The 23,360-nt window shown below is 62.5% G+C and carries 18 protein-coding genes; 2 read left to right on the top strand and 16 right to left on the bottom strand.

Annotated elements, in window-relative coordinates:
• Positions 1 to 69: 69 nt before the first annotated feature.
• On the bottom strand, positions 70 to 618 hold the full coding sequence (locus INP52_RS09845) for a uroporphyrinogen decarboxylase/cobalamine-independent methonine synthase family protein (RefSeq protein ID WP_228478358.1): 549 nt from the start codon (positions 616 to 618) through the stop codon (positions 70 to 72).
• Between the two features lie 397 nt (positions 619 to 1,015).
• On the opposite strand from INP52_RS09845, the gene INP52_RS01225 reads away from it, so the two are divergent.
• Complete coding sequence (locus INP52_RS01225) at positions 1,016 to 1,537, top strand: MarR family winged helix-turn-helix transcriptional regulator (RefSeq protein WP_194371689.1); 522 nt, start codon at positions 1,016 to 1,018, stop codon at positions 1,535 to 1,537.
• Positions 1,538 to 1,662: 125 nt separating this feature from the next.
• Here INP52_RS01225 and INP52_RS01220 read toward each other — a convergent pair whose 3' ends face one another.
• From INP52_RS01220 to INP52_RS01155, 14 genes are all read right to left on the bottom strand, one after another.
• Positions 1,663 to 2,127: a DUF1893 domain-containing protein gene (locus INP52_RS01220; protein ID WP_194371687.1), complete on the bottom strand. Its 465-nt coding sequence runs from the start codon at positions 2,125 to 2,127 to the stop codon at positions 1,663 to 1,665.
• Positions 2,128 to 2,239: 112 nt separating this feature from the next.
• On the bottom strand, positions 2,240 to 3,421 hold the full coding sequence (locus INP52_RS01215; protein ID WP_194371685.1) for a MalY/PatB family protein: 1,182 nt from the start codon (positions 3,419 to 3,421) through the stop codon (positions 2,240 to 2,242).
• Positions 3,422 to 3,491: 70 nt separating this feature from the next.
• Positions 3,492 to 4,865: a C4-dicarboxylate transporter DcuC gene (gene dcuC, locus INP52_RS01210; RefSeq protein ID WP_228478357.1), complete on the bottom strand. Its 1,374-nt coding sequence runs from the start codon at positions 4,863 to 4,865 to the stop codon at positions 3,492 to 3,494.
• 129 nt (positions 4,866 to 4,994) lie between these two features.
• Positions 4,995 to 5,699 carry an L-ribulose-5-phosphate 4-epimerase gene (locus INP52_RS01205; RefSeq protein ID WP_194371682.1) on the bottom strand — a complete coding sequence of 235 codons (705 nt, stop codon included), beginning with the start codon at positions 5,697 to 5,699 and terminating at the stop codon, positions 4,995 to 4,997.
• Positions 5,700 to 5,726: 27 nt separating this feature from the next.
• On the bottom strand, positions 5,727 to 7,349 hold the full coding sequence (locus INP52_RS01200) for a xylulokinase (protein WP_194371680.1): 1,623 nt from the start codon (positions 7,347 to 7,349) through the stop codon (positions 5,727 to 5,729).
• A gap of 76 nt (positions 7,350 to 7,425) precedes the next feature.
• Complete coding sequence (gene araA, locus INP52_RS01195; RefSeq protein ID WP_194371678.1) at positions 7,426 to 8,922, bottom strand: L-arabinose isomerase; 1,497 nt, start codon at positions 8,920 to 8,922, stop codon at positions 7,426 to 7,428.
• Between the two features lie 122 nt (positions 8,923 to 9,044).
• Positions 9,045 to 10,037 (bottom strand): ABC transporter permease, encoded by a 993-nt coding sequence (locus INP52_RS01190; RefSeq protein WP_194371676.1) that lies wholly within the window; start codon positions 10,035 to 10,037, stop codon positions 9,045 to 9,047.
• A gap of 10 nt (positions 10,038 to 10,047) precedes the next feature.
• Complete coding sequence (locus tag INP52_RS01185) at positions 10,048 to 11,550, bottom strand: sugar ABC transporter ATP-binding protein (protein ID WP_194371674.1); 1,503 nt, start codon at positions 11,548 to 11,550, stop codon at positions 10,048 to 10,050.
• A 13-nt stretch (positions 11,551 to 11,563) separates the two neighbouring features.
• Positions 11,564 to 12,511: an ABC transporter permease gene (locus tag INP52_RS01180; RefSeq protein WP_194371672.1), complete on the bottom strand. Its 948-nt coding sequence runs from the start codon at positions 12,509 to 12,511 to the stop codon at positions 11,564 to 11,566.
• An 85-nt stretch (positions 12,512 to 12,596) separates the two neighbouring features.
• On the bottom strand, positions 12,597 to 13,811 hold the full coding sequence (locus INP52_RS01175; RefSeq protein ID WP_194371670.1) for a sugar ABC transporter substrate-binding protein: 1,215 nt from the start codon (positions 13,809 to 13,811) through the stop codon (positions 12,597 to 12,599).
• A 461-nt stretch (positions 13,812 to 14,272) separates the two neighbouring features.
• Positions 14,273 to 15,277: a LacI family DNA-binding transcriptional regulator gene (locus INP52_RS01170; protein ID WP_194372813.1), complete on the bottom strand. Its 1,005-nt coding sequence runs from the start codon at positions 15,275 to 15,277 to the stop codon at positions 14,273 to 14,275.
• 248 nt (positions 15,278 to 15,525) lie between these two features.
• Positions 15,526 to 18,003 (bottom strand): phosphoketolase, encoded by a 2,478-nt coding sequence (locus INP52_RS01165; RefSeq protein ID WP_194371668.1) that lies wholly within the window; start codon positions 18,001 to 18,003, stop codon positions 15,526 to 15,528.
• Between the two features lie 243 nt (positions 18,004 to 18,246).
• The gene (locus tag INP52_RS01160) at positions 18,247 to 19,272 is read right to left on the bottom strand and encodes a LacI family DNA-binding transcriptional regulator (protein WP_194371666.1); all 1,026 of its coding nucleotides are present in this window, start codon (positions 19,270 to 19,272) and stop codon (positions 18,247 to 18,249) included.
• A gap of 11 nt (positions 19,273 to 19,283) precedes the next feature.
• Positions 19,284 to 20,075: a type III pantothenate kinase gene (locus INP52_RS01155; protein WP_194371664.1), complete on the bottom strand. Its 792-nt coding sequence runs from the start codon at positions 20,073 to 20,075 to the stop codon at positions 19,284 to 19,286.
• 107 nt (positions 20,076 to 20,182) lie between these two features.
• Here INP52_RS01155 and INP52_RS01150 point away from each other — a divergent pair, with 107 nt between their 5' ends.
• The gene (locus INP52_RS01150) at positions 20,183 to 21,844 is read left to right on the top strand and encodes an OPT/YSL family transporter (protein WP_194371663.1); all 1,662 of its coding nucleotides are present in this window, start codon (positions 20,183 to 20,185) and stop codon (positions 21,842 to 21,844) included.
• A gap of 32 nt (positions 21,845 to 21,876) precedes the next feature.
• On the opposite strand, the gene INP52_RS01145 is transcribed toward INP52_RS01150, so the two are convergent.
• A complete protein-coding gene (locus INP52_RS01145) occupies positions 21,877 to 23,331 on the bottom strand; it encodes a magnesium transporter CorA family protein (protein ID WP_194371662.1) in 1,455 nt (484 codons plus the stop codon).
• Positions 23,332 to 23,360 lie beyond the last annotated feature (29 nt).

The following is a 23,360-nucleotide window of genomic DNA, read 5'->3' as shown; positions in this document are numbered from 1 at the left end:
CTCGGGGAACAGGGCTCCCCAGCTTGTGTCATCGAGCTGCAGGTAGCAGCAACCCGCGTCATAGAACGCCTAGATGGCCTCCTGGTAGACGCGTCCCAGGTCGCGGCGGAGCTCGTCGAGACTGGCGTAGACGGGATTGGCCGCGTACTGCTTCGAGAGCACGACCGAGTCGAGCGTGATCATGTTGGGGCCCGCGATGATCTGCTTGACCAGGGCGTCCGGGCCGATGACCTTCTCGGCGAGGGCCTTGGTACGCCGGAAGTCGGCGAGAAACTTGTGATTGGGGTCAAAGGAGAGCGGCGAGCTCACGTAGGTCGACTGCATCATCTTCTTGACGCCGAAGCTAGCCGTCTCAAAGTCGTAGACCGTAATGCCCTTAAGGCCGGAGATGAAGTCCAGGTGCCACCAGCGACGGCGGAACTCTCCGTCGGTCACGGCGTGCAGACCTGCCTCGTGCTCCCTCTCGATGAGGTGTGCAATTTCCTCGTCCTCGATGGCCGTGAGCCCCTCTTGCATGAGGGTCCCGGCCTCGCGCGCGGCGCGAGCGTCCTTGAGCGCCTTCGGCCTCAGGAAGCTTCCGACGATGTCATACCTGAGCGGTGCTGCCGGCTTGTCCATGGGACCCCCTCTACCGCGGCTTTTGTTGCAGACCAGTGTGACCGTGGGGCCATCTAAAAGGAAGTACCTAACGTCTCTTGCTGGACATAGCTTTTTTCTATGAAAGGGGACGACCGGAGCCGAGGCCCAGACTGAGTCGTTTTTGTCATCTGAGAGATCGAAGCGTCCCTCCGGGCCCCATGGTGACCTGCTCCTAGCATCTTGTCACACATGGGCCACGCGTCCATGAGCGTCGCTCCCCAGCCCAGCTTTCAGGCAGCGGGCCCATGCTGGGGATTAGGCGCCCGCCATGGCAGGTCACATTTGTCATACTCCCTACCTCATTCACTGCACAGTCTATGCGCTCGCTTATAATGGGTGAGAACGAAGAAAAGCCACCCTACAGACAGGTCCCTGCATGACCAACGTGCCTTTTATCAAGGGAATAGGCGATGTTGAAGCCGTTGACATCCTTCACCAAGTCTCAGCCTTCTACATGTCAACTCGCGTTCCGCAGGATTACGGAACAGGAGAGCTATATACCTCAACCGAGGTCCATCTGCTCAAATACATCGCCGAGCATGACAACGTTACCGTCACTAGCCTTTCATACACTTACGGGAGGACGAAGGGGGCCATATCGCAGCTTCTTAGCAAGTTAACGGGCAAGGGCCTTATAGAGCGGCTCCCCTCCTCCTCAGCCCCGGGCAACGGCAATAGCCAGCCCCTTCAGATCACCGACAAGGGGATGCGCCTCAATGAGGCTCACAAGGCATACGATGCCGTCCACTTTGCCGAATCGATGAGTCGGGTTCGAGAGGCTTTTTCACAAGAAGACATTGACACTACCTTTGCAGTGCTTACCTACTGGCTCTCGGTGCGTCGGGACGTGCAGCGTCAGCGCGTTGCCCGTCGGTCGTCCTCCTCTTCAAGCTCCTAGCCGAGATCAACGGCTAGGCTCGTTGGCAAGAACATGGGCGAAACGGCACTGCTGGCAATGACGTTTCGCCCATGCATCACGATTGTTTTTTGAGCCATAGGCTCATCCTCAACATAGGCTCATCCTCAACAAATCCGAGCCTCTGACTCAGCAGCTGCGCGCTCATTGCTCCCAAAACGAACCTCGAGGAACTCCCATCGACCGACATCTTCTTTGGCATCAACGAGTGCCGCCTCGATGGGACAGACGATTTCTGGGTTCTTTGACGAGCGGACAAGCTTTATGCGCCTATCAAAGATAACCGCAACCCCCTCCTCCCTCAGCTTTTGCTGGCCCGGGTCCGAGAGCTTTGCCGCCACGCACTGTGTGACGCCAGCGCGTTTGGCAAAAAGGGCTAGTGCGAGCCCAAGCTGATTGGCATAAAGCACACCACCCTTAAGCTCACGCTCATCGAGCTCGTGCGCGAGATACGCGCGGAGCAAGGTGCCAACGGGACTCTTTGACGTCCGCCAAACTTCCCTTCCGTCCGCGCTCTCTATAGCAGCCAACACCTCGCCAGAGCGAATTTCTTTCCTTAGACTCTCATTCATGGTTGGCCCTGACACCTCCTTAGGTGTCAGTGCGAGTCCAATAGAAACGACCCGCACCGACATAGCGCCGCGAAACAATGAGCCCTGAGGGGGCTGCGGAAGCGTCCGGGAATCAGCTTGCCCGCCCTTCAGCAGCCGTGCGGATGCGCTCGAGCCCCTCGCGCACAACGTGGCGCGGCGCGGCAAAGTTGAAGCGCATGAATCCCTTGCCGTCATCTCCGAAGGAGGCGCCATCATTGAGCAGGACCCTTGCTTCTTTGAACATAAAGTCCCCGAGCTCCTGCTGGGTCTCGAAGCCGAGCTCTCGACAGTCGAGCCATGTCATGAAACAGGCCTCGGGCTCAATGGCCGTAATCCCAGGAATGCTCTCGTTGATGTAGGGGACAATCTCGTTCTTGGTCTCGTTGAGGTAGGCGAGCACCTGATCGGCATACTCATCCCCATGGTTGTAGCAGGCCTGCGCAGCAACGGTACCAAAGATGCTGCGACCCATGCCCTTAGCATAGCTCTGCTGGTTCATCATGCGGCGATAGATCCCCTTGTCATGAGTGAACCAGGCGGCCGTGCGAAAGCCGGCGACGTTGAACGTCTTGGCCGGGTTGATAAACGTCACGCTGTGGTGGGAAAAATCATCAGAAATTGAACAGAATGGAATAAAGGGCACCTTATCGAAGCATATGTCGGCATGGATCTCGTCAACGCCGATCATGACGTTATTGGCAATGCACATCTCGCCCATTCGCGTAAGCTCTTCTCGGGTGAAGATGCGTCCCGTTGGGTTCTGCGGGTTGCAGATAAAAAGAATCTTGACCGCCGGGTCCTCGAGCTTGCGCTCAAGGTCTTCAAAGTCGATCTCATACCTACCGTCTTCAAGCTTGAGCTGGTTGTAGACAATCTGGCGGCCGTTGTTTTTGACAAGCGCGTGGAACGGGGGGTATACAGGCGACTGGAGCACGACCTTGTCGCCCTCGCTCGAGAACTCCTTGGCGAACCAGATCATCGCGGGAATGACGCAGGGCGAGAAGTCAATGAGGCTGGGATCAAGGTCGGTATTGTGGCGAACCTTATACCAGCGTGCAACCGACTTCTCAAAGGCATCGTCGATATAGGGGTAGCCGTAGTGGAGCACCTCAACCCGCTCGCGGAGTGCCTCCGTGACCTCAATCGGGCTTTGAAAGTCCGTATCGGCAATCCAGAAGGGCAGAACATCGTCGGGGCAAAGCGAGGGATCGTACTTTTTTGCATCGGTGCCACGACGCCGGACACCCTCATCGAAATTGTATGCATAACTCATTTTTTCACCTTTCTATCAACGTCTCCGTCCCCCAGGGGACCTAGCGGACTCCTAGAGATGAACGCCGAGCCTAAAGAAACGTTCCGATGCAATAAGAGATGACGATATTGCATCCAAACATGACCGCCGCAGGCACCATGCAACTACGTGAGAGCTCCTGAAGGTCAAGGCCGGCCATACCAGAAACGGAGATGATGACCGCGGAGACGGGCGACATGCTGCGTCCCATAGATGTCGCGAGCTGCATCGGTAGCGCGACGGACTGCGTCGCGATGCCCATCTGCTCCGTCATGGACGGGACGAGGGGGCCAAACGCATACCACGACGCATTGCCCGATCCCATGACAAACCCACCGAAGAAGGTGACGAGGGACATGGCCGCGACCACGAGAATCGGCGCACCAGAGGCAGACGCGAGGAAGCCGGAAATGACTGACATGCCGCCAAGTATCTCGATGGCCTTTGCGAAGACCGCCGCGCCCACGAGAATTGAGACTACGCTCGCGAACGAGGTCCCCATGGCCTTCATGACAAAGGACATGTCATTTGTAATCTCTTTAGAGCGCCTGCGGGCTAGCTCAACAAAGAACACGACGATAAGGCAGAGGAGGTTCGCCGTGGTGACATCAAGGTTGATGGTTGGAATAAAAGCGAACACCACAATGAGCACAATGGGCGCGACGGGGAACAGCGCATACCATGTCGGGCAGCTGGTATCCTCGACGACCTTGCCCTGAAGCTCGGACGTCCCCTCGTGCTTGTCTCTCTTGTCACACCTAGCGAGCCAGATGGGCAAGAAAACGGCACACACGGCAATCAGAATAAGACAGGCTGGCAGCTGCCACTTGAGGAAGTAGTCAATCATTGGGATGCCCACGACCTTCTCGGCGGCAAAGATTGCGCTCGAGTCATTGGGGCCCCAATCGATGAAACTACCCATGACTACGGCCGTCGCCGCAGAGAGCGGGCTGATACCAAGCGATGTCAGAATGGGAAATGCAATGGACATCAAGAGCATCCCGTGTCCGGAGGCGCTGGGGATAACGAGCTTGAGAGCGGTACCGATGATAAACATGAAACTTAATACAAAGTAAGAGTTATGAACTTTCGAAAGAGGCTTCGTAGCGAGGAACGCGAGCTTTGTGGAAGCCCCAATGTGCGACATATACATGGAGTAGCCCGTAACCATCATGAGCGTCAGACCAACACCACTCATATTGGTTGAAAAAGCATTCTTGGCGTAGATGAACGCGTCGATGACGACGCTGCCGGTCGTCTCGTCCCCCATGACTGACGTTCCCGTAAAGAGCGCGACCAAGAGAAATACGACGATTCCAGAGCTCAAAAAAACAAATACGGAATTGTATTTCTTTATAACGAGATAGACGACAAACCCAATGTAAAGCAATGTGAGAAGAACAGATAGAACCGGATTCACGGTCATCCCCTTCCTTCAACGGGGCCAGCATGTACCCGAATGGTAACTACTGGTTGTTTAGTTTCTAAACTCTTTTTTGCAAGTGGTAGAGTTTAGCTTCTAAACGGTTGAGGGAAGCCTGTCGCGCAGGTGGCCTTACGCCATGTGCTGCCCGTAGTACGCGTCGGGCCCGTGCTTGCGCAGGTAGTGCTTGTCGAGCAGGTACTGGGGCGCGGGGCCCGCATGAGGCGAGAGGGCCTCGGTGTCTCGCGCCATCTCGGCGACCTGCTCGACCACGACGGCGTGGTAGACCGCCTCGGCGGCGTCGGAGCCCCACGCGAACGGGCCGTGGCTGCGCACGAGGGCGGCCGGCACGGCCGCCGGGTCGATGCCGCGCTCCTCGAAGCCCTCGCAGATCACCTTGCCGGTGTTGAGCTCGTAGGCCCCCTCGACCTCGCCCCTCGTGAGGCCGCGCATGCAGGGGACGGGCCCGTAGAAGTAGTCGGCGTGCGTGGTGCCGTACGCCGGGACGTCGCGACCGGCCTGGGCCCAGGCCACCGCGGCGGCCGAGTGGGTGTGCACGATGCCGCCCACGCGGTCTCCCCACGCGCGGTACAGCCACGCGTGCGTCGGCGTGTCGGAGGACGGGCCGAGCGCCCCCTCCACGACCCTGCCGTCGAGGTCGCAGACGACCATGTCCCCCGGGCGGAGCGCATCGTAGCTCACGCCCGAGGGCTTGATGGCGAACAGCCCGCGCTCCCGGTCGAGCTCCGAGGCGTTTCCCCAGGTGAACACCACCAGGCCGTGCCTGGGAAGGTCCATGTTGGCCTCGTAGACCCTTTCCTTCAGCTCCTCGAGCATGGGAACCCGCCTTTCATCGTGTTAGTGTCACGCATCATAGTAGTATGCAAATGAACGCTCGGCGGCCTTCTCGACCTCGTTGGCACGTCGAAACGCCAAGAGAAACGTGGCGTAGCCGGCCACGTCGTCCGCATCGGGCTCAATCGTAGCGCCCTTCATGGTAGAGAATACCTTGTTGCCCAGATAGTCTGCGAGGCTCTCGTCCTTCTCGCGGCGGAGCAGATAGGCGGCAGCCACTGCCTGGCCCCAGGCACCCCCCTCGCCCGCCGTCTCCATGACGGTCACGGGAGCGTTGAGCGCCGCGGCCAAAAGGCTCTGCGCGACCTTTGGCGTCTTGAAGATGCCACCGTGCCCGTAGAGCTTGTCGATCGCCACGCCCTCCTCACGCAGGGCCTCGTTACCGGCCGCAAGCGCGCCGAACGCTGCCATGAGGTGCATCCGCATGAAGTTCGCAAACGAGAAGCGCGCGTTTTGCTGGCGCACCATGAGCGGGTAGCCCGTCTGCACACCCATGACCGTCTCGCCAGAGACGAACGGGATCGACACGAGCCCACCCGCGTCCTTGTCGCCCGCGAGCGCGCTGTTGAACAGGGCGGTGAAGGCGTCGCCCGCGTTCACGTCCGCGCCCATCAGATGCGAGAACTCGCAGAGCAGGTCGACCCAGTCGTTTATGTCCGAGGTGCAGTTGTTGCAGTGCACCATAGCCACCGGGTCGCCGACCGGCGTGGTCACGAGGTCGATCTCGGGGCGCGTCGCGTCCGCGAGCGGATGGTCGAGCACCACCATCGAGAAGATCGAGGTCCCCGCCGAGACGTTGCCCGTGCGCGGGGCCACGGAGTTCGTCGCGATCATGCCGGTGCCGGCGTCACCCTCCGGCGGGCAAAGCGGGCAGCCTGCGGCAAGGTCACCTGACGGGTCGAGCAGTAGCGCGCCCGCCTCGCTGAGCGTGCCCGCCTGCTCGCCGGCCACGAGCACGCGCGGCAGCAGGTCCTCCACCTTCCACTCCATGCCCCTCTGGGCGGCGAGCACGTCGAACTTCTTGATCATGTCCGCGTCATAGGCGCGCGTCGTGGCGTCGATGGGGAACATGCCTGAAGCGTCACCCACGGACAGGACGTGCTCGCCGCAGAGCTTCTCGTGCGCATAGCCGGCCAGGGTCGTGAAGGAGGCGACGCGGCCCACGTGCTCCTCGCCGTCAAGGATGGCCTGGTAGAGATGGGAGACGCTCCAGCGCTCGGGCACGTGAAACTCGAACAGCTCCGAGAGCTCGGACGCGGCGCGCATCGTGGTGGTGTTGCGCCACGTGCGAAACGGCACCAGGAGCCTCCCGTCCGCGTCGAACGGCAGATAGCCGTGCATCATCGCCGAGACGCCCAGGGCGCCCACGCGCTGCAGGACCACGCCATAGCACTCACGCACGTCCGCCTTGAGCGACGCGTACGCCGCCGCGAGCCCGTCGAGAAGCTCCTGCTCGGCGTAGGTCCAGTAACCGTCCACGAGCGAGTTCTCCCAGTCGAACGTACCTGTGGCAAGGGTCGTATGGTCGGCGTCGATTAGCACGGCCTTGATGCGCGTCGACCCGTACTCGATGCCCAGCGTCGTGTCACCGGCCTCGACGGCGGCACGAGCCTGGTCTGTAATCGTGTCCATGTTTCTCCTCACGGCTGGCCGCGCCCCCGCAGGGGGGGCGGGAACGCGGCCAGGTTTACGTGGCGCTGTCCCGGTTCTAGCGGTAGTACACCTCGCCGAGCTTGAGGTCGCGGGCGAAGTCGCGCAGGTTCGTGCTCGCGTCTATGACCACGGACTCGATGCCCATCGCGTCTGCCCAGTCAATCATCTGGTCGGCCGTGAGGTCGTAGGACATGGCCGTGTGGTGCGCGCCGCCCGCGTAGATCCAGGCCGTCGTGCCCACCTTGAGGTCCGGACGTGGGGTCCAGAACACGGTGCCGGTAGGCAGCAGGGGCATGGGCTTCTCGACCTTCTTGCAGTCCACGTCCTGGATGATGAGACGGAAGCGGTTGCCCAGGTCGATGAGGGAAGTGGCGATGGCCGGGCCGGTCTTGGCCGTGAAGATGAGGCGCGCGGGGTCCTCGCGCTCGCCCATGGACAGCGGCGTGGCGCGAATCGCGACCTTGCCGTCGGCCACGGAGGGGTCGACCTCGGCCATGTGGCTCTCGAGGATGCCCTCCTTGCCCGGCACGAGGTTATACGTGTAGTCCTCCATGAGGGCGGAGCCCTTGGCGTGAAGGTCGTCGGCCGTCATGATCTTCATGAGGCGCACCATTGCGGGGGTCTTCCAGTCGCCCTCGGGGCCAAAGCCGTAGCCCTTCTGCATCAGGCGCTGGATGGCCAGAGACGGCAGCTGCTTCAGGCCGCCGAGATCGCCGAAGTGGTCGGAGAACGCATTGTAGTCATGCTCCTCCAGGAAGCGCTCGATGCCGAGTTCCTGGGCCGCCTGCACCTCCACGTGGGCGCGGAACTCCTGGGGGTCGCGTCCGTCGAGCACGATGTCGTAGAGGTCGTAGTACTCGTCGGCCAGAGCCTTGGCATCGGCCTGAGCAACGCCATCGACGTACGCGACGAGCTCGTTGACGGGCCACGCGTCGACGGTCCAGCCGAACTTGACCTCGGCCTCGATCTTGTCGCCATCGGTCACGGCCACGTTGCGCATCGTGTCGGCGAAGCGGCAGACGCGAATGTTGCGGCTCTCGTTCACGCCCACGGCAACGCGCTGCCAGGCACCGAGCTCGGCCTGGGCCTCGGGGTCGGCCCAGAAGCCAAAGACGACCTTGTGCGTCCAGCGCATGCGGGCGAAGATGTGCCCGAGCTCGCGCTCGCCGTGCGCCGCCTGGTTCTCGTTCATGAAGTCCATGTCGATCGTGTCGTACGGGATCTCCTCGTTGTACTGTGTCGCGAACTGGCACAGCGGCTTGCGAAGGTCCTGTAGGCCGTGGATGTAGGACTTCGCCGGCGAGAAGGTGTGCGCCCACGTGATGATGCCGGCACACTCGTCATCGGCGTTCGCGGCATTGAACGTCCTCTGGATGACGTCGCTCGTGATGAGGTTCGGCTTGAGCACGATCTCGTACGGCACGACCTCGGACGCGTTGAGCGCGGCCACAACCTCCTTGGCGTGCTCTTGCACGTGCTCGAGCACGGCGTCGCCGTAGAGGTCCTGCGTGCAGGGGCAGAACCAGAACTGGTACTTCTTGATCTTGAGCATCTGGTACTCCTTTCGATGTTCGACAGTACGAAGCCATGAGAACCATAGAAACTCGATGCGCCCGCGACGCCCCCGGGGCCCCGCCCCCGAGACCCAAGGGACGGGGCAAAAGGGAGGAGAAACTACTTGATGACCTGGTTCGGTCCGCGATCCGAGAACAGCGCAACCATGGCCACAAAGACGACGCCCAGGATGAGCTGCTGGATCTCGGTCGTGAATCCCATCATGACCAGGCCCTTCTGCAGCACGAGGTAGGAGAGCACCCCGATGACGACGTTCGAGAAGCGCGCCTTCGCACCGCCGTTGATGGGCATGCCGCCCAGGACCATGGCAATGAGCAGCTGCGTCTCGAGCATGTTTCCTGCCGATGAGGTGACGGACCCCACCTTGATCGCGTTGATGAACGCCGCGAAGCCCGTGATGCAGCCTGCCACGATGTAGACGATGACCTTGGTGCGGTTCACGCGCACGCCGGCGAAGCGCGCGGCCTTCTCATTGGCGCCGATGGCCTTGAGGTTGTGGCCGACTGCCGTGAAGCGGACCACGAGGTAGGTGACGAGAAGCACTACGATCGTGATGCCCATGAGCAGCGGCATGCTGTTAAGCGTGGTGACGTACGTCGCCGCATAGACCGGGCTTGACGTCGTGATGAACGCGCAGACGCCGCGCAGCAGGAACATCATGCACATCGTGACGATGAACGAGAGGATCTGACGATTCACGTGAAAGTACGCGTTGATGGCACCGATGACGCCACCCGTGACAATGCCCCCGACGATGGCGAGCGCGAGGTTGTACTGCGAGAGCGCGCAGACGACGGCGCATGACACGCCGAGCATGGACCCCTGAGAGAAGTCGAGGCATCCCATCGTCATAATGAGCCAGACGCCGCAGGCAGAGATCATGAGCACGTAGCCGCCCGAAAGAATCAGCGTGATGTTCTTGGGCGTAAGAATGCTGCCGCCCGTTGCAATCGCAAAGAACGCGACGATCACGACGAAGCCGATGAGCGGAAGCGCATTGCGAAGCGCAGAGGCATCGAAGCGTTTCTTCTCGCCCGCCCCCGCCAGGGGAGCTCCCCCCTTGGGGTCCAGTGCCGTTTCAGAAGTTGTCATCTTTCGCCTCCTAGACCATCTTTGAGATGAGATCTTGCTCGCAGAGCTCGGGGCTGCGGAAGAGCTGCCCGTTGAGCTTGCCGTCTTTCATGACGTAAATGCGATCGCACATGCCTATGAGCTCCATGATCTCCTCGGAGATGATGAGAATCGCCTTGTCCTGGTTGCGCATCTCCTCGAGCAGCGAGTAGATGGCAGCCTTGACCTTGATGTCGATGCCACGCGTAGGAGAGTCGAGGATGAGGATGTCGCTCTGCTTGCCAAGCCAGCGTGCGAGCACGACCTTCTGCTTGTTGCCACCCGAGAGTGCTGACACCGTCTGATCCACGCCAACCATCTTTATGCTCATGACGTCAGCGTACTTTTGGGCGAAGGAGCGCAGCTTCTTGTCGGACAAGACCATGCCCATGTCACGCATCGACGGCAACGTGATGTTGTCCTCAATCGTGTCGTTGATGAGCAGGGACTCGTTGTCACGATCTCGCGAGGTGTAGGCCATAGAGTGGTCGATGGCCGTGTTGATGTCATTGACCTCGACGCGATTGGCAAGCGTGACCGTTCCGGCGCGGTCGTACGAGGCTCCAAAGATGGCCTTACCCAGCTCGTGCATGCCGCACTCGGACAGACCGCCGATACCCAGGATCTCACCCTTGTGCAGGTCAAGCGACACGTCATCGAGATGGCCGGGCACGCTCACGTTCTGCACGAACACCGCGACCTCGCCGATGGGCTCCGTGGTGTAGTCGGGGTAGTCCGTGCGGTAGTAGTGGTCATCCATCTGGCGGCCCACCATGAGGGTCTTGAGCTTCTCCTCGTCGACCTCGGAGCGCTCCACGGTCGTGATGTAGTCGCCGTCGCGCAGAATAGAGATCCGATCGGACATCGCAAGGACCTCGCCCATGTCGTGCGAGATGAAGATGACGCAGTGACCCAGATCGCGCTGGTGCCGCATGACCTCGAACAGCTTGTCGCGTCCCTTCTGGGACAAGGCTGTCGTGGTCTCATCCACCACGAGCACCTTGGGGTCAAACCACGTCGAGCGGACGATCTCCACGAGCTTGCGGTCCTCGAAGTCGTAGCGGTCGATGGCGCTCGTGGCCTTGATGTAGTCGAGGCCATAGGAGCCCAGAAGCTCCTGGGCCTTCCGGTTCATGGCACTCGTGTCCTTGAGGCCATGGCGCATGAACTGGTCCTCGTTGCCCAAGAACAGGTTTTCGGCAACCGTGAGGCCCGAGAGCGTGCCCGTCTCCTGGACGACGATCGCGATGCCTCGAAGGTTGGCGTCGACCTGGTTTTTGGGCGCCACCTGCTCGCCCTCAAGCGTGAAGGTGCCGGACCCAATGGGCAAAATTCCCGTCAGCATGTTGGTGAACGTGGACTTTCCGGACCCGTTCTCCCCGATGAGGGCATGAATCTCGCCCTCGTAGAAGTCGAGGGAGACCTCCTTCACGGCGTGCGTGGGGCCAAACTTCTTGTCGATGTTCTCGGCGTGTAGCAAAAGCTTCCTATCCATGAGGTTCCCTCCCCTACTTGACGATGGCGCCCTTGACGCGCTTGGTGGTGAAACAGATGATGAGCAGCAGCGTGATACCCGTGACCACGTTGTTGACCGTAACGGGCATGCCCAGGGCGACGAAGCCCGCGAACATCATCGAGATGATGAACTCACCGATGACGATGGCCGCGACGGGGTGTCCGTACTTCTTGAACGCCACGCCAAAGAACGTCCCCATGAGCGGTTTGAAGTTCAGCGACTGCGAGAGCATACCGGTCATGGGGGTCTGGGCGGTGCCGTACCCAATGTAGAGAATGGACATGATGCCCACGAACATCGAGCAGAGCACGAAGGCAAGGAACTTGTACTTGTCAACGTTCACGCCCATGTTCTTGGCCGTGAGCTCGTTGGCCCCGATGGCGTTAACGTACGTGCCGAGCTTCGTGTACTTCAAGATGAAGCCGCAGAGTAAGAAGGCGAGAATCGCCGGAACGAGGTTGACGGGATACGAACCGAAGAGCTTGTAGGCGTCGCCTAGACGCGTTCCGGCCCAGTCTGCCGCAAAGACGCTCAAAGACTCATAGATGAGCGAGAGGCCCACCGTGACGATCAGGGACGGAATGCGCAGCTTGATGTAGGCAAGTCCGTTGAGGGCGCCCAGGAGCGCGCCGCACAGGATCGGGGCGACGACGAGGCCCGCGATGCCGAACATCTGCGAGAAACCAATGGACAGAAGGCACGACAGCACGAGCACCGACCCGATCGAGAAGTCCCAGAGGCCCATGACCACGATGAAGTACAGGCCGCAGCCCCCCACGGCATAGATGAGGCCCGTCTGCAGGTACGTGAGTATCTGGTCCGGCGAGCCAAAGGTGCCGGGTGTCAGCGCCTTGAAGAGTGCCCAGCACACGGCCGTGATGACAAGCAGGAGGCCCACGCCGAACCACTGGCTCTTCGACGCTTTCTTGAGAAGTTCCATTCACCGATCCTTTCACGCGAGCACGCTTTCCAAGGGGACGGGGGCGGTCCCAGAGGATCGCCCCCGCGAGGAAAGAGCGGCGGTTCTATGCGTGACGCGTCTTGACGTCCTCGATGGACAGTGAGGTGGCGGCCGTGTCGAGGTCGTCGAAGCTTTTGTCGGCGAGCTCTTTGATCTCATCGTCGGTGTAGGGAGCCTCGTCGACGAAGTACTTCTCGTAGTCCTCGTACTCGGCGACGGACGAGACGAACACGTAGGGGAACTTGATCTCCTTGCCAAAGCTGCCTGCCTCGGGGACGTAGCCCTCCTTGGCCTTGCAGGCGTTGTAGACCATGAGGAACGCGTAGAGCGGGTCGCAGAAGTGCCCGCCCGACTCGCAGTACATGCCGCCGGTCTCGAGCTGCTCCTTCAGGTCGTCGAGGAAGTCCGTGGACGCCACGCGAATCTTGCCCGTGAGGCCCATGTTCTTGAGCTGTCCGACCGAACCCACGAGCGGGTCGCCGCCACCACCAGCAATGATGAGGGCATCCATGTCGGGATCGGTGTTGTAGAACTGCTGCGTGACGTTGGCTCCCTCGGAGGAGGAGGTGTTGGCGTAGACCGGGTCGGACAGGGTCGCCGGATCGCTCGGGTTGGCGGAGTTCCACTTCTCGATACCGGACTGATAGCCCTTCCAGCGCTCCTGGAAGGTGGCGTCGCCGACGGTCCAAGCCTCGAGCTTGATGTTGCGGGCGCCCTTCTGGATGCCCTCGTAGGCCTGGTCGTTGTCGGCGGTGAGCATCTCGACGAGCTTCTCGCCGTTGCCGACCTCGTCCTCGTGGACGGCGCCGACGTAGTACTTGGAACTCTCGGCAACGCCGTAGACGTCGGGGCTATTGTCCTTGTTGATCATGCGGTAGAACTGGGCGAGGTAGACCTCGTTCTCGTCGCAGGTGTTGATGCAGGAGGTCATCTCGGAGTCGGCGGAGTTGCAGACGACGATGCCGTTGCAGCCGGCGGCGCAAAGCGTCTCGATGGAGGCCGTGACCTGCTCCGAGACGTGACCCTGGTCAACCGTGGTGATCTCGACGCCAAGGATGTCGGCCGCCTTTTGGATGATCTCGACGGAGAGCTTGCCGAGGGCGTCGGTCGAGCTCCAGATGGAGACGCCGATCTTGACGTCGCCCCCGTCGCTGGAGCCGCCCGTGGCGTCACCAGAGGAATCGCTTCCGCTGCAGCCAGCCAGGAGCGCCATCGAGCCCAGCCCAGCCGTTACCGCGCTGCTCCTCAAAAAGTTCCTTCTTGAAATGCTCTTGCCCATGTCCTTCCCCTTCCCTTTCCCTTTGTGCCAGCGCTTCCCCGCCGGCTCAGTCTCGGTATCCGTTGACCGGATACAAAACAATAAGTAAACACTCGTTTTGTGCTTACTTAACCCCAAAGAAACGGTCCGCGCGAGCTGCCTCTCTGTGTGCCGACTAAATGAACCTCAGGTAGTGTGATATTTCAAGCGCACAAGCGATGGAAAGCAGTCTGTCTGTCTATCTCCTGTTCTGCCCCGCAGAAATGGAAGACAGGAGCTTTTCTCTCCCAGCTCGTACCTCTTGATACTGTTGTACCTTCTGCGTAGCGAGAGTTCTTAGCCCACTGCCGCTAGAGGTCAGTTTTTGCCCGTGAGCGGTCATTTGAGCAAGTGTTTAGTTATTTTTTTACTACTAATAGTACAAAAGTGTTTAGTGATGTTTAGATTACACGAGAGCACGCAGCCGCGCAGGGGCACGATGCCTAGAGGCGACAGACGCTCTGGCGCTCCACGAACTCAGTCGAGAGGTGCGTGACGCTCGTGAAGGTGCGCGGGTTGTTGATGCGGTCGATGAGCGTGGCCACGGCCAGCTCGCCGAGCTCACGCGTAGGGACGCGCATCGTGGAGAGCGGCGGGTTGGCGATGCTCGCAAACGTGAGGTCATCGAAGCCAAACATGGACACGTCGTCGGGAATCTTGATGCCAAACTCCGTCATCGCGCGCATGCAGCCAAGTGCCATGATGTCGTTCTCCACGAAAAACGCCGTGGGGAGCACGGGCCGCGTGTCCAGCCACGCGCGCATGGCCTCGTGGGCCGATCCGACCGTGGTTCCTACCTCCACGCGAAAGTCCGGATTGGCCGTCAGGCCCGCCTCGCGCAGGGCTCTGCGATACCCACGTTCGCGCAGGGGAAAGTTCTTGATGCGGTAGCCGCCCGCTATGTAGCCGATCTCGCGATGGCCCATGTTGGTCAGATAGCTCACGGCACGAAACGCCGAGGTCTCGTTCGAGGTGACGAGACACTCAAAGAACAGGTGGTCGCTCCATCCGTCCACGACCACGAAGGGAACCACGGGGTCCTTGAACAGGTTGTAGTCATCCTCGGCCATCTCCGTGCCCAGAAGCACGACGCCGCCCCCGGCCTCGTGCGTGATGTCATAGGCCTGACGCGCGGCGGACTCGCGGTTGGCGAGCTCGATCGTCGTGAAGGCCGTCTGCAGCCCGTTGGCGCTCGCCTGGCGCTCCACCCCCTCGATGACGCCGGGATGAAACGTCCCCTCGTCGAGGACCTTGCCGTTCTTTCTCGCCAGGACAAAACGAATCTGGCTGAGCTTGCCCGGTCGCTGATAGCCCAGCTCCAAGGCCACGCGCATGATGGTCTTGGCGGTCTCCTTGTTGACGCTGCGCTTGTGGTTGAGCGCGTTCGAGACCGTGGCCGGCGAGAAGCCCGTCTTCCTGCTGATCTCTCGCACGCCCACGCTCTTCATACCCACCGTCCGCTTCTTCGCGAGGTCGTCCGCTTTTAAACAGATATGGTAAACGTTTTCAGTTGCAGTGGGGTGATTATCAGCCCTTTATTGCAAAGGATGTTTAAACTGGACGTGCCCTTCTCGTTGCTAAGCGCCCTTCGCTCGACACGCCGCGCCCCCGCACCCTTGTCGGGCGCTTTTGCGCGCAAGCGCAATGAGCCAGACAAGGTGCGGGGGCGCCTAAGAGCACGTCCTGCGAGCGCTTCCTACTCGTTATCGCCCGCGGTCATCTTGGTCGCACTCGTGACCTCGCCGGCGTCGGAGGCACCATGCCACTTCCAGTCGGTGAAGGCCGGGTGGTCGTAGCCGTTGTCGACGGCAAACTGGAACGCGTCCAGGCGGAACTGCTCCCACTCCGCGATCTGGTCGGCCCACTTCGAAGCGTCGATCATGCGCAGCGCGTCGGCGGCCAGGGCCCAGCGGTCCATGTCGTTCAGGCGCAGCATGTCGTACGGCGTGGTCGTGGAGCCCTGCTCCTGGTAGCCGTGGACGTTGAAGGCGTCGTGGTTGGGGCGCTCCCAGATGAGGCGGCGGACCGTGCCGGGATAGGCGTGGAACGCAAAGAGCACGGGCTTGTCGGCGGTGAAGAGCTCGACGAACTTCTCGTCGCTCATGGCCTCGTCGTTCTCGGAGGCGTTCTGGATCTTGAGCAGGTCCAGCACGTTCACCAGGCGCACCTTCACGCCCAGCTGGTCCAGGAGGTCAAGCGCGGCCACGGCCTCGCCCGTGGGCACGTCCCCGCAGCAGGCCAGGACGATGTCGGGCTCCTCGCCGGTGGCGGTGTTGGATGCCCACGTCCACTCGGCCGCGCCCACCGAGAGCTCCTCGCGGGCCTCGTCAAGCGTCTGCCACGTGGGCGCCGGCTGCTTGCCGGCAAAGATGGCGTTCACGCAGTTCGTGGACGTGTAGGCGCGCTCGGCCACGGCCAGGAGCTGGTTGGCGTCGGCCGGGTAGTAGATGTTGACCACGTGATCGTTGTTGAACGACTTGTTGAGTAGGATGTCCACGAAGCCGGGGTCCTGATGAGAGAAGCCGTTGTGGTCCTGGCGCCAGACGTGGCTCGACATGAGCATGTTGAGGCCCGAGATGGGCTTTCTCCAGTCGATGTGGCGCACGGTGGCCTCGAGCCACTTGCAGTGCTGATTGACCATCGAGTCCACGATGTGCACGAACGACTCGTACGACGACCACAGCCCGTTGCGGCCGGTGAGCAGATAGCCCTCCAGAAGCCCCTCGCACTGGTGCTCGGAGAGCTGCTCGATGACGTTGCCCACCGGAGAGAGGTGCTCATCGTTAGCCGGGTCGTCGTACACGCCACCGCCGAACCACTGCTTGTCCGTCACCTGGTAGGAAGGCTGCAGGCGGTTGGAGGCCGTCTCGTCCGGGCCAAAGATGCGGAAGCTGTCGCGGTTATTGTTGATGAGCTCGGCCGTGTACTCGCCCAGGACGCGCGTGGCCTCCGTGGCGCCAAAGCCGTGGCCCTTCTCGGCGACGGGGACCTCGTACTTGCGAACGTCGGGCAGCTCAAGGGGCGTGCGGAGAAGCCCACCGTTGGCGTTGGGGTTGGCGCCCAGGCGCAGCTCGCCGCTCGGCATGAAGGCCGTGACCTCAGGGCGGATCTGTCCCCGGTCGTTGAAGAGCTCCTCGGGATCGTACGACTCGAGCCAGCCGTGCAGGACCTCGAAGTGCTCGGGAGTGTCGCGCGCGGAGGCCAGGGGCACCTGGTGCGCGCGCCACGAGCCCTCGGTCTTCTTGCCGTCGATCGTCTTGGGGCAGGTCCAGCCCTTGGGCGTGCGGAAGACAATCATGGGGTAGAACGGGCGCGACGCCTCTCCGGCAGCCGCACGGCTCTTGATGTCGCAGATCTCGTTGAAGACGGCCTCGAGGAGCGCCGCGAAGCGCCGGTGGATGGACGCGTGGTCCTCGTCGTCGAAGCCGGCAACAAAGTTGTACGGGTGATAGCCCATGCCGCGGAAGAACTCGTCACGCTCACCGTCGGAGATGCGGGCGAGGATCGTGGGGTTGGCGATCTTGTAGCCGTTGAGGTGCAAGATGGGCAGGACGATGCCATCCGTGAGCGGGTCCATGAACTTGTTGGTCTGCCAGGAGGTTGCCAGGGGGCCCGTCTCGGCCTCGCCGTCGCCCACGACGGCTACCGCGAGCAGGCTGGGGTTGTCCAGAACCGCGCCGTAGGCGTGGGAGAGCACGTAGCCGAGCTCGCCGCCCTCGTGGATGGAGCCGGGGGTCTCGGGCGCGAAGTGGCTGGGGATGCCGCCAGGGTAGGAGAACTGGCGGAAGAACTTCTGCAGGCCAGCCTCGTCATTGGTGATGTCCGGTCGAACCTCGCGATAGGTGCCGTCGAGCAGGGACTGCGCCGTGCCGGCCGGCCCGCCGTGACCGGGGCCCATGAGGAAGACGGCGTTTTGCTGATGGTCGGCGATGAGACGGTTGACGTGGCCCATGAGGAAGTTGATGCCGGGCGTGGTGCCCCAGTGGCCCACGAGGCGGTGCTTGACGTCCTCGCGCGAGAAGCCCTCGCGCATGAGCGGGTTGCTGCGCAGGTAGATCTGGCCGACGGACAGGTAGTTGGCCGTGCGCCAGTAGCGGTCTACGCCCTTGAGCTCCTCCTCGGGAACGGCCTCGTTGAGCCGGTGCCACGGGGTTCCGATGACGGACTGAGCCATGATGCTCTCCTTCTTCTCGCCTGCCTCCCCTCGTGTGGAGAGACTTCTTTGTCAAGGGCAGTATAGGTGATAAAACGATTTATCACCTGAGAATTACACGCATTTATGAGAGAATCCGTCGCTTATGCACGAGCCTGCCTGACTGCACACTTTTGCTCTCTGGAGGCGTCGCTCCGTGCGCTCTGGCAGGCTCGACCCTTCGCCGCTTCGTCAGCCAGGACCGCCGCTTCACCAGCCAAGGGCTTACAGCGCGCGGACGCTGTCCTTGACCACCAGGCGCGGCATGAGGATGCGCGCCTCGGCCTCGATCGGCTCGCACGCTGCGGCATCGGCCTTAAGCCTTCGAAACAGTAGCTCTAACGTCGCGCCGGCGAGCTCGTCGACGTTCTGCTCGATGGACGTCAGCGCGGGCTCAAAGAGCACGTCGGCCGCCGAGTTGTCGTAGCTCACCACCGAGCAGTCGCGCGGCACGCGCATCCCCTGCACGTAGAGGCGCTTGAGCAGCCCCAGCGCGATGTTGTCCGAGCTCGCAAAGACAGCCGTGGCATTCGTGTCCAGAAGGTCTCCTGCCGCGGCGTAGGCGTCGGCGATGTAGTAGGCGCTCTCGAGCTCGAGGGCCGGGTCAGGGTCCACGCCCCGCTCGACGAGCGCGCGCTCGTAGCCAGCCAGGCGCTCGCGACCCGTGTTGGACGCTCGGTTCACGATGCAGGCAATCCTGCGGTGCCCCGCCTCGAGCAGATGCCGGCAGGCCAGGTAGCCGCCCTGCTCGTTGTTGAACGAGACCTTGTCACAGGAGAGACCCCCAAACAAGCGGTCCACCATCACGTAGGGGACCGGCAGCTCAGAGAGCGCGGTAATCAGGCGCTCGTCCGCGTCGGCCTCGTCGGACGCCACCACGAGCAGGCCCTCGGTGCCACGATTGGCCAGAAGGCGCACGAGCTCGGAGTCGTTCGTGGGCGAGTCATCCGAGTTGGTGATGATAAGGGCGTAGCCGCGTTCGCGACACCCCAGCTCGAGGCGGCGTGCCAGAGACGAGAAGAACCGGCTCTCTATGTTGGGCACGATGAGCCCGACGGTCTGCGAGTGCTGCGTCACGAGGCTGCGCGCGATCTGGTTGGGAACGTAGCGCATCTTGCGGGCGACCTCCTTGATGCGCCGGCGGTTCTCGGCGGAGATCCTGCACGGGCGGTCGTTGAGCACGAGCGAGACCGCCGCCGGCGAGAGGCCCACCTCGCGCGCGATGTCCTTGAGCGTCACCTTGGCCGCCATGCCTGCCGCCCCTACCGCTGGTTCGTGCGCCAGAGCTGCCAGAGCCCGCGCAGCGTGAGGGTGTCGTCGACGCAGGCGTCATGCCGTAGAAGCGCCGACATCTCGCGCGCGCCATCGCCCGTGAGCACCACCTGAGCGACCTGCCCCAGCTCATCCGTCATCGCGTCCAGGAGCCCATCGATTCGTGCGACCTCGCCCAGGACCACGCCTGACTGCATCGCCGCACGCGTGCTTCTCCCGATGACCGAGGCCGGGGCATGCAGCTCCACCATGGGCAGGCGAGCCGCAGCCTGGTTGAGCGCACGAGCCCCCAGGGCCATGCCCGGCGCGATGACGCCGCCCAGAAAGACACCCTGGGCGTTCACGACCTCGAAGTTGGTGGTCGTCCCCAGGTCCACGACAACCACGGGGCAGCCGTGGTCGGCGCGAGCCGCCACCACGTCGGCCACGCGGTCGGCCCCCACCTCGGAGGGGTCGTCGTAGCGCATGCGCAGGCCCGTCTTGAGACCCGGCCCCACCACGAGGGCGCGCCCCTCGCAGCTCGCGGCCAGCGCGGCACGCCAGACGTCCACGAGCGATGGCACCACGCAGGCCAGGATGGCCCCCTCGGGAGCAGGCACGCCGAGTGCCTCAAGCGCCTGGAGCACCGCGAGACGCGCCTCGTCGATGGTGAGTCGCGCGGGCGTGGTGAGCTCCCAGGTCCCCGCAAGCTCACCTGCCGAGAAGAGCCCCAGCCTCGTGGTCGTGTTCCCCACGTCCACGGCCAGCACGTTCTTGTCCGCACGCTCCTCGCGCTCGCCCATGCGTCCTCCAAGATTCGACGGCCATCCGCATGCTCCCAGACTATACTGTAGCGGTCCGCGCCGTAACCCGACTTCCCCTGGGGAAGCGGATATACGAGGGAGCACCCATGAGCCACTCGAGCGACCGCGCAGGTCTGCGCGCGCAGCTGAGCCCCGCCGGCATTCTGATCGGATGCATCGGCTGCGTCATCATCACAGCATCTTCGGTTTATACCGCCCTCAAGATGGGCTCGTTGCCGTGGCCCACCATCTTCACCTCCATAACCGCGCTTGTCCTGTTGCGCGCTCTGGGACACACGAGTCTCAACGAGGCCAACATCACGCAGGTCATCATGTCCGCTGGCTCGATGGTCGCCGGCGGCCTCTCCTTCACGCTGCCCGGCATCTGGATGCTCGACCTCGCCGACGAGGTCAGCTGGCAGGAGATGCTCTTCGTGGCCCTGGCGGGAACGCTTCTGGGCCTGGTGTGCACGGCTCTTATCCGAAGGCGCTTCGTGGAGGAGTCCGGGCTGGAGTACCCCATCGGCACCGCCGCGGCCGAGACTCTCAAGGCCACCCGCTCCGACAGCGGGACCGGTCGCAGGCTCTTTGGCTCCATGGCCCTCTCCGGAATCTGGTGCGCCCTACGTGACGTGCTCGGCGTGCTGCCCACCATGGTCGCGGCGCTGCCCATCCCGGGCGTGAGCTTTGCGATCTACAACTCCCCGATGCTCCTCTCGGTGGGCTTTCTCGTAGGGACGACGGCGATCGCGTTTTGGTTCGCCGGTGCTCTCCTGGGCAACTTCGGCATCGTCGTGGGCGGCGTAGCCGCTGGCCTGTGGGACGCCGTCGCGGCCTCGGGCATCGTGTCCAGCCTGGGCATGGGACTCATGATGGGCTCGGGCATCGGCGTGGTGGTGAAGGACGTCCTGCCCAAGGCCGCAGGGGTGCTGCGTGGTCAATCGCGTGAAAGAGGCAAGAACGGGCAGAGCGGAGACGTCTCCAGCCGTGCCGACGCCGGGCTGCTCTCGCTACTGGTGGCAGCTGCAGCGCTCATCATATGCTTTGGCCTAGAGCTGGGCCCCATGGTTGCCCTCGTAGTCGTGGCGCTCGCGTTCGTGACCACCATCATGAGCGCACAGTCTGTGGGACAGACCGGCATCGACCCGATGGAGATCTTTGGCCTCATCGTGCTGCTCGTCGTGGCCGCCGTTTCTAATACTCCCCAGGTGAAGCTCTTCTTCGTGGCTGGCGTGGTGGCCGTGGCATGCGGCCTTGCCGGTGACGTCATGAGCGACTTCAAGACGGGTGCGATCATCGGCACGAGCCCACGCACGCTCTGGATGGGGCAGGCGATCGGAGCGCTCGTGGGCGTGGTAGTCTCGGTCGTGATCCTGAGTGCGCTTCTGCGGGCGTACGGACCGGACGCCTTTGGCCCGGGCAGACTCTTTGTCTCCGCGCAGGCAAGCGTGGTGGCCACGATGGTCTCGGGCATCCCGAGCGTGCCCGCCTTCGCGACGGGCCTTGCGGCGGGATTACTCCTATATCTTGCGGGAATCCCGTCCATGATGCTGGGTCTGGGCGTCTACCTGCCGTTCTACATGTCACTCACGGCCTTTCTGGGGACCCTGGCCAAGCTCGTCTACGACCACGCGATGCGCTCGCGCGGTCGCGACGCCGCCGCTGCCGAGGAGTCCGGTATCGTGGTGGCGTCCGGCCTGCTGGGCGGCGAGTCCATCGTGGGCGTGATCATCGCGCTTGTCTCCGTGGTGGCGGGGCTTGCGGCATAGGTCGGGCGCCTAGGCCTGCGACTTCTTGCGCCCTAGAACCACCGCTTCACCTTGAAGACGATCACCTCGACCGTGATCACAATCGCCGCGATCGCGATGAGGAGGTAGTAGGCGTTGGGATCGCGCAGCTCGGGCATGTTCTCGAAGTTCATGCCATACCAGCCGGTGAGCAGAGTGAGCGGCATGAAGATCGAGGTGACGATTGTGAGCACGCTCATCACCTTGTTCTGTCGGACGTCAACCTTGCTCTGGTACATGTTGCGAATCTGCAGCGCATAGTCGCGCAGATCGCGCGCATCGGCGGCAAGGCGCTCGCAGCGCGCGGAGAGCTCGCGGAAGAGCTCTTGCACCGGAGTGCTGGCCACCTCGGCAGGCGAGACTGCCACGGTGTCGGCAACGTCCGTGATCTGGCGGTAGAAGCTCTCCAGCGCATGAAGCTGAGAGCGCTCCCTGATCACGAAGTCATCGAGGTCCTGGGGTATCTCGCTCACGTCCTTGCCCATGTTGACCTCAAGACGGTCGAGCCCATCCTCGACGTCGGATAAAAAGGCCATGTCATCGCGGATGACCAGGTCAAGCAGCTCGAGGAGAACCGCGGCCGCCGCGCGCTTCTCGAGCACCTGATGCGCGACATAGTAGGTGACGAACCCCTCCGCGGCCTCGTCGTCTCCCACGAGCGTCAGCCGGTCGCGCGACAGGCAGAACGCCAGGGGCACGTCATCGGCGAGGGGAATGCCCGAAGCGCCCAGAGCCTCCCGGGGAATGAGGAGGGTTCCGTAGACCGCATCGCCAAAGGTGCTCGCCAGGCAGTGGTGAATCGAGCGCGCACTACGTGCGACGTGCCGCGTGATCGGAGAGTCGGAGGAGCGCTGCTCATACTCGTCGAGGGAGAGGAACTCGACCAGAACGTCTTCCCCCTTCTGCGCGGGACGCAGGGTCTCCTTCTCGTGATCCAGGGCGAAGCGGTTCACCACCTTGTCCACGGGCTGAGCCGCGGGCGCAACGGGCTTGCGCTTGATGCCCTCCCAGAAATCGCTCATCACCCCGCCGCGCGCACCCCTATAGAACAGCAGCGGAACGAGCATCGCGCAGAGAAGCCAGGCGACGTCGGCCGTGCCCGCAAGCCCCAGCAGGAGTCGGTCGGTGAGCCATGCGACCACGCTCGCCCCGGACGCGGCAATGCCCAGCGTCTCGCAGCGCCGGGCCGTGCCCCGGCCCCGCAAAAGGCGCAGCCCACAAATACCCGCCCCCAACTGGAGGGCGAGAATCGTCAGGGAAAGCAGGACGCCGATCGCCGTCAGCGCGCCCACTGCGGCATCACCCGACGGAAGGCCCGCTTGCTCAAAGGAAGCAGAGAGCCCCTGCGGACCCTGCCCGACGAGGCTCGTAACGCTCATAACAAGACGAACCAGCCCTATCGCCGCAAGCGCCATGAGCAGAATGCTCGTCACCTCGAGCAGGACGTCTCTCTTCTTCTCGACAGACATGGGACCTCCTGTTGCCGACATCTCCGCCC

The sequence above is a fragment of the Thermophilibacter immobilis genome, from assembly GCF_015277515.1.
GTDB lineage: Bacteria > Actinomycetota > Coriobacteriia > Coriobacteriales > Atopobiaceae > Thermophilibacter > Thermophilibacter immobilis.
This window is presented reverse-complemented; position numbering and strand designations above follow the sequence as displayed.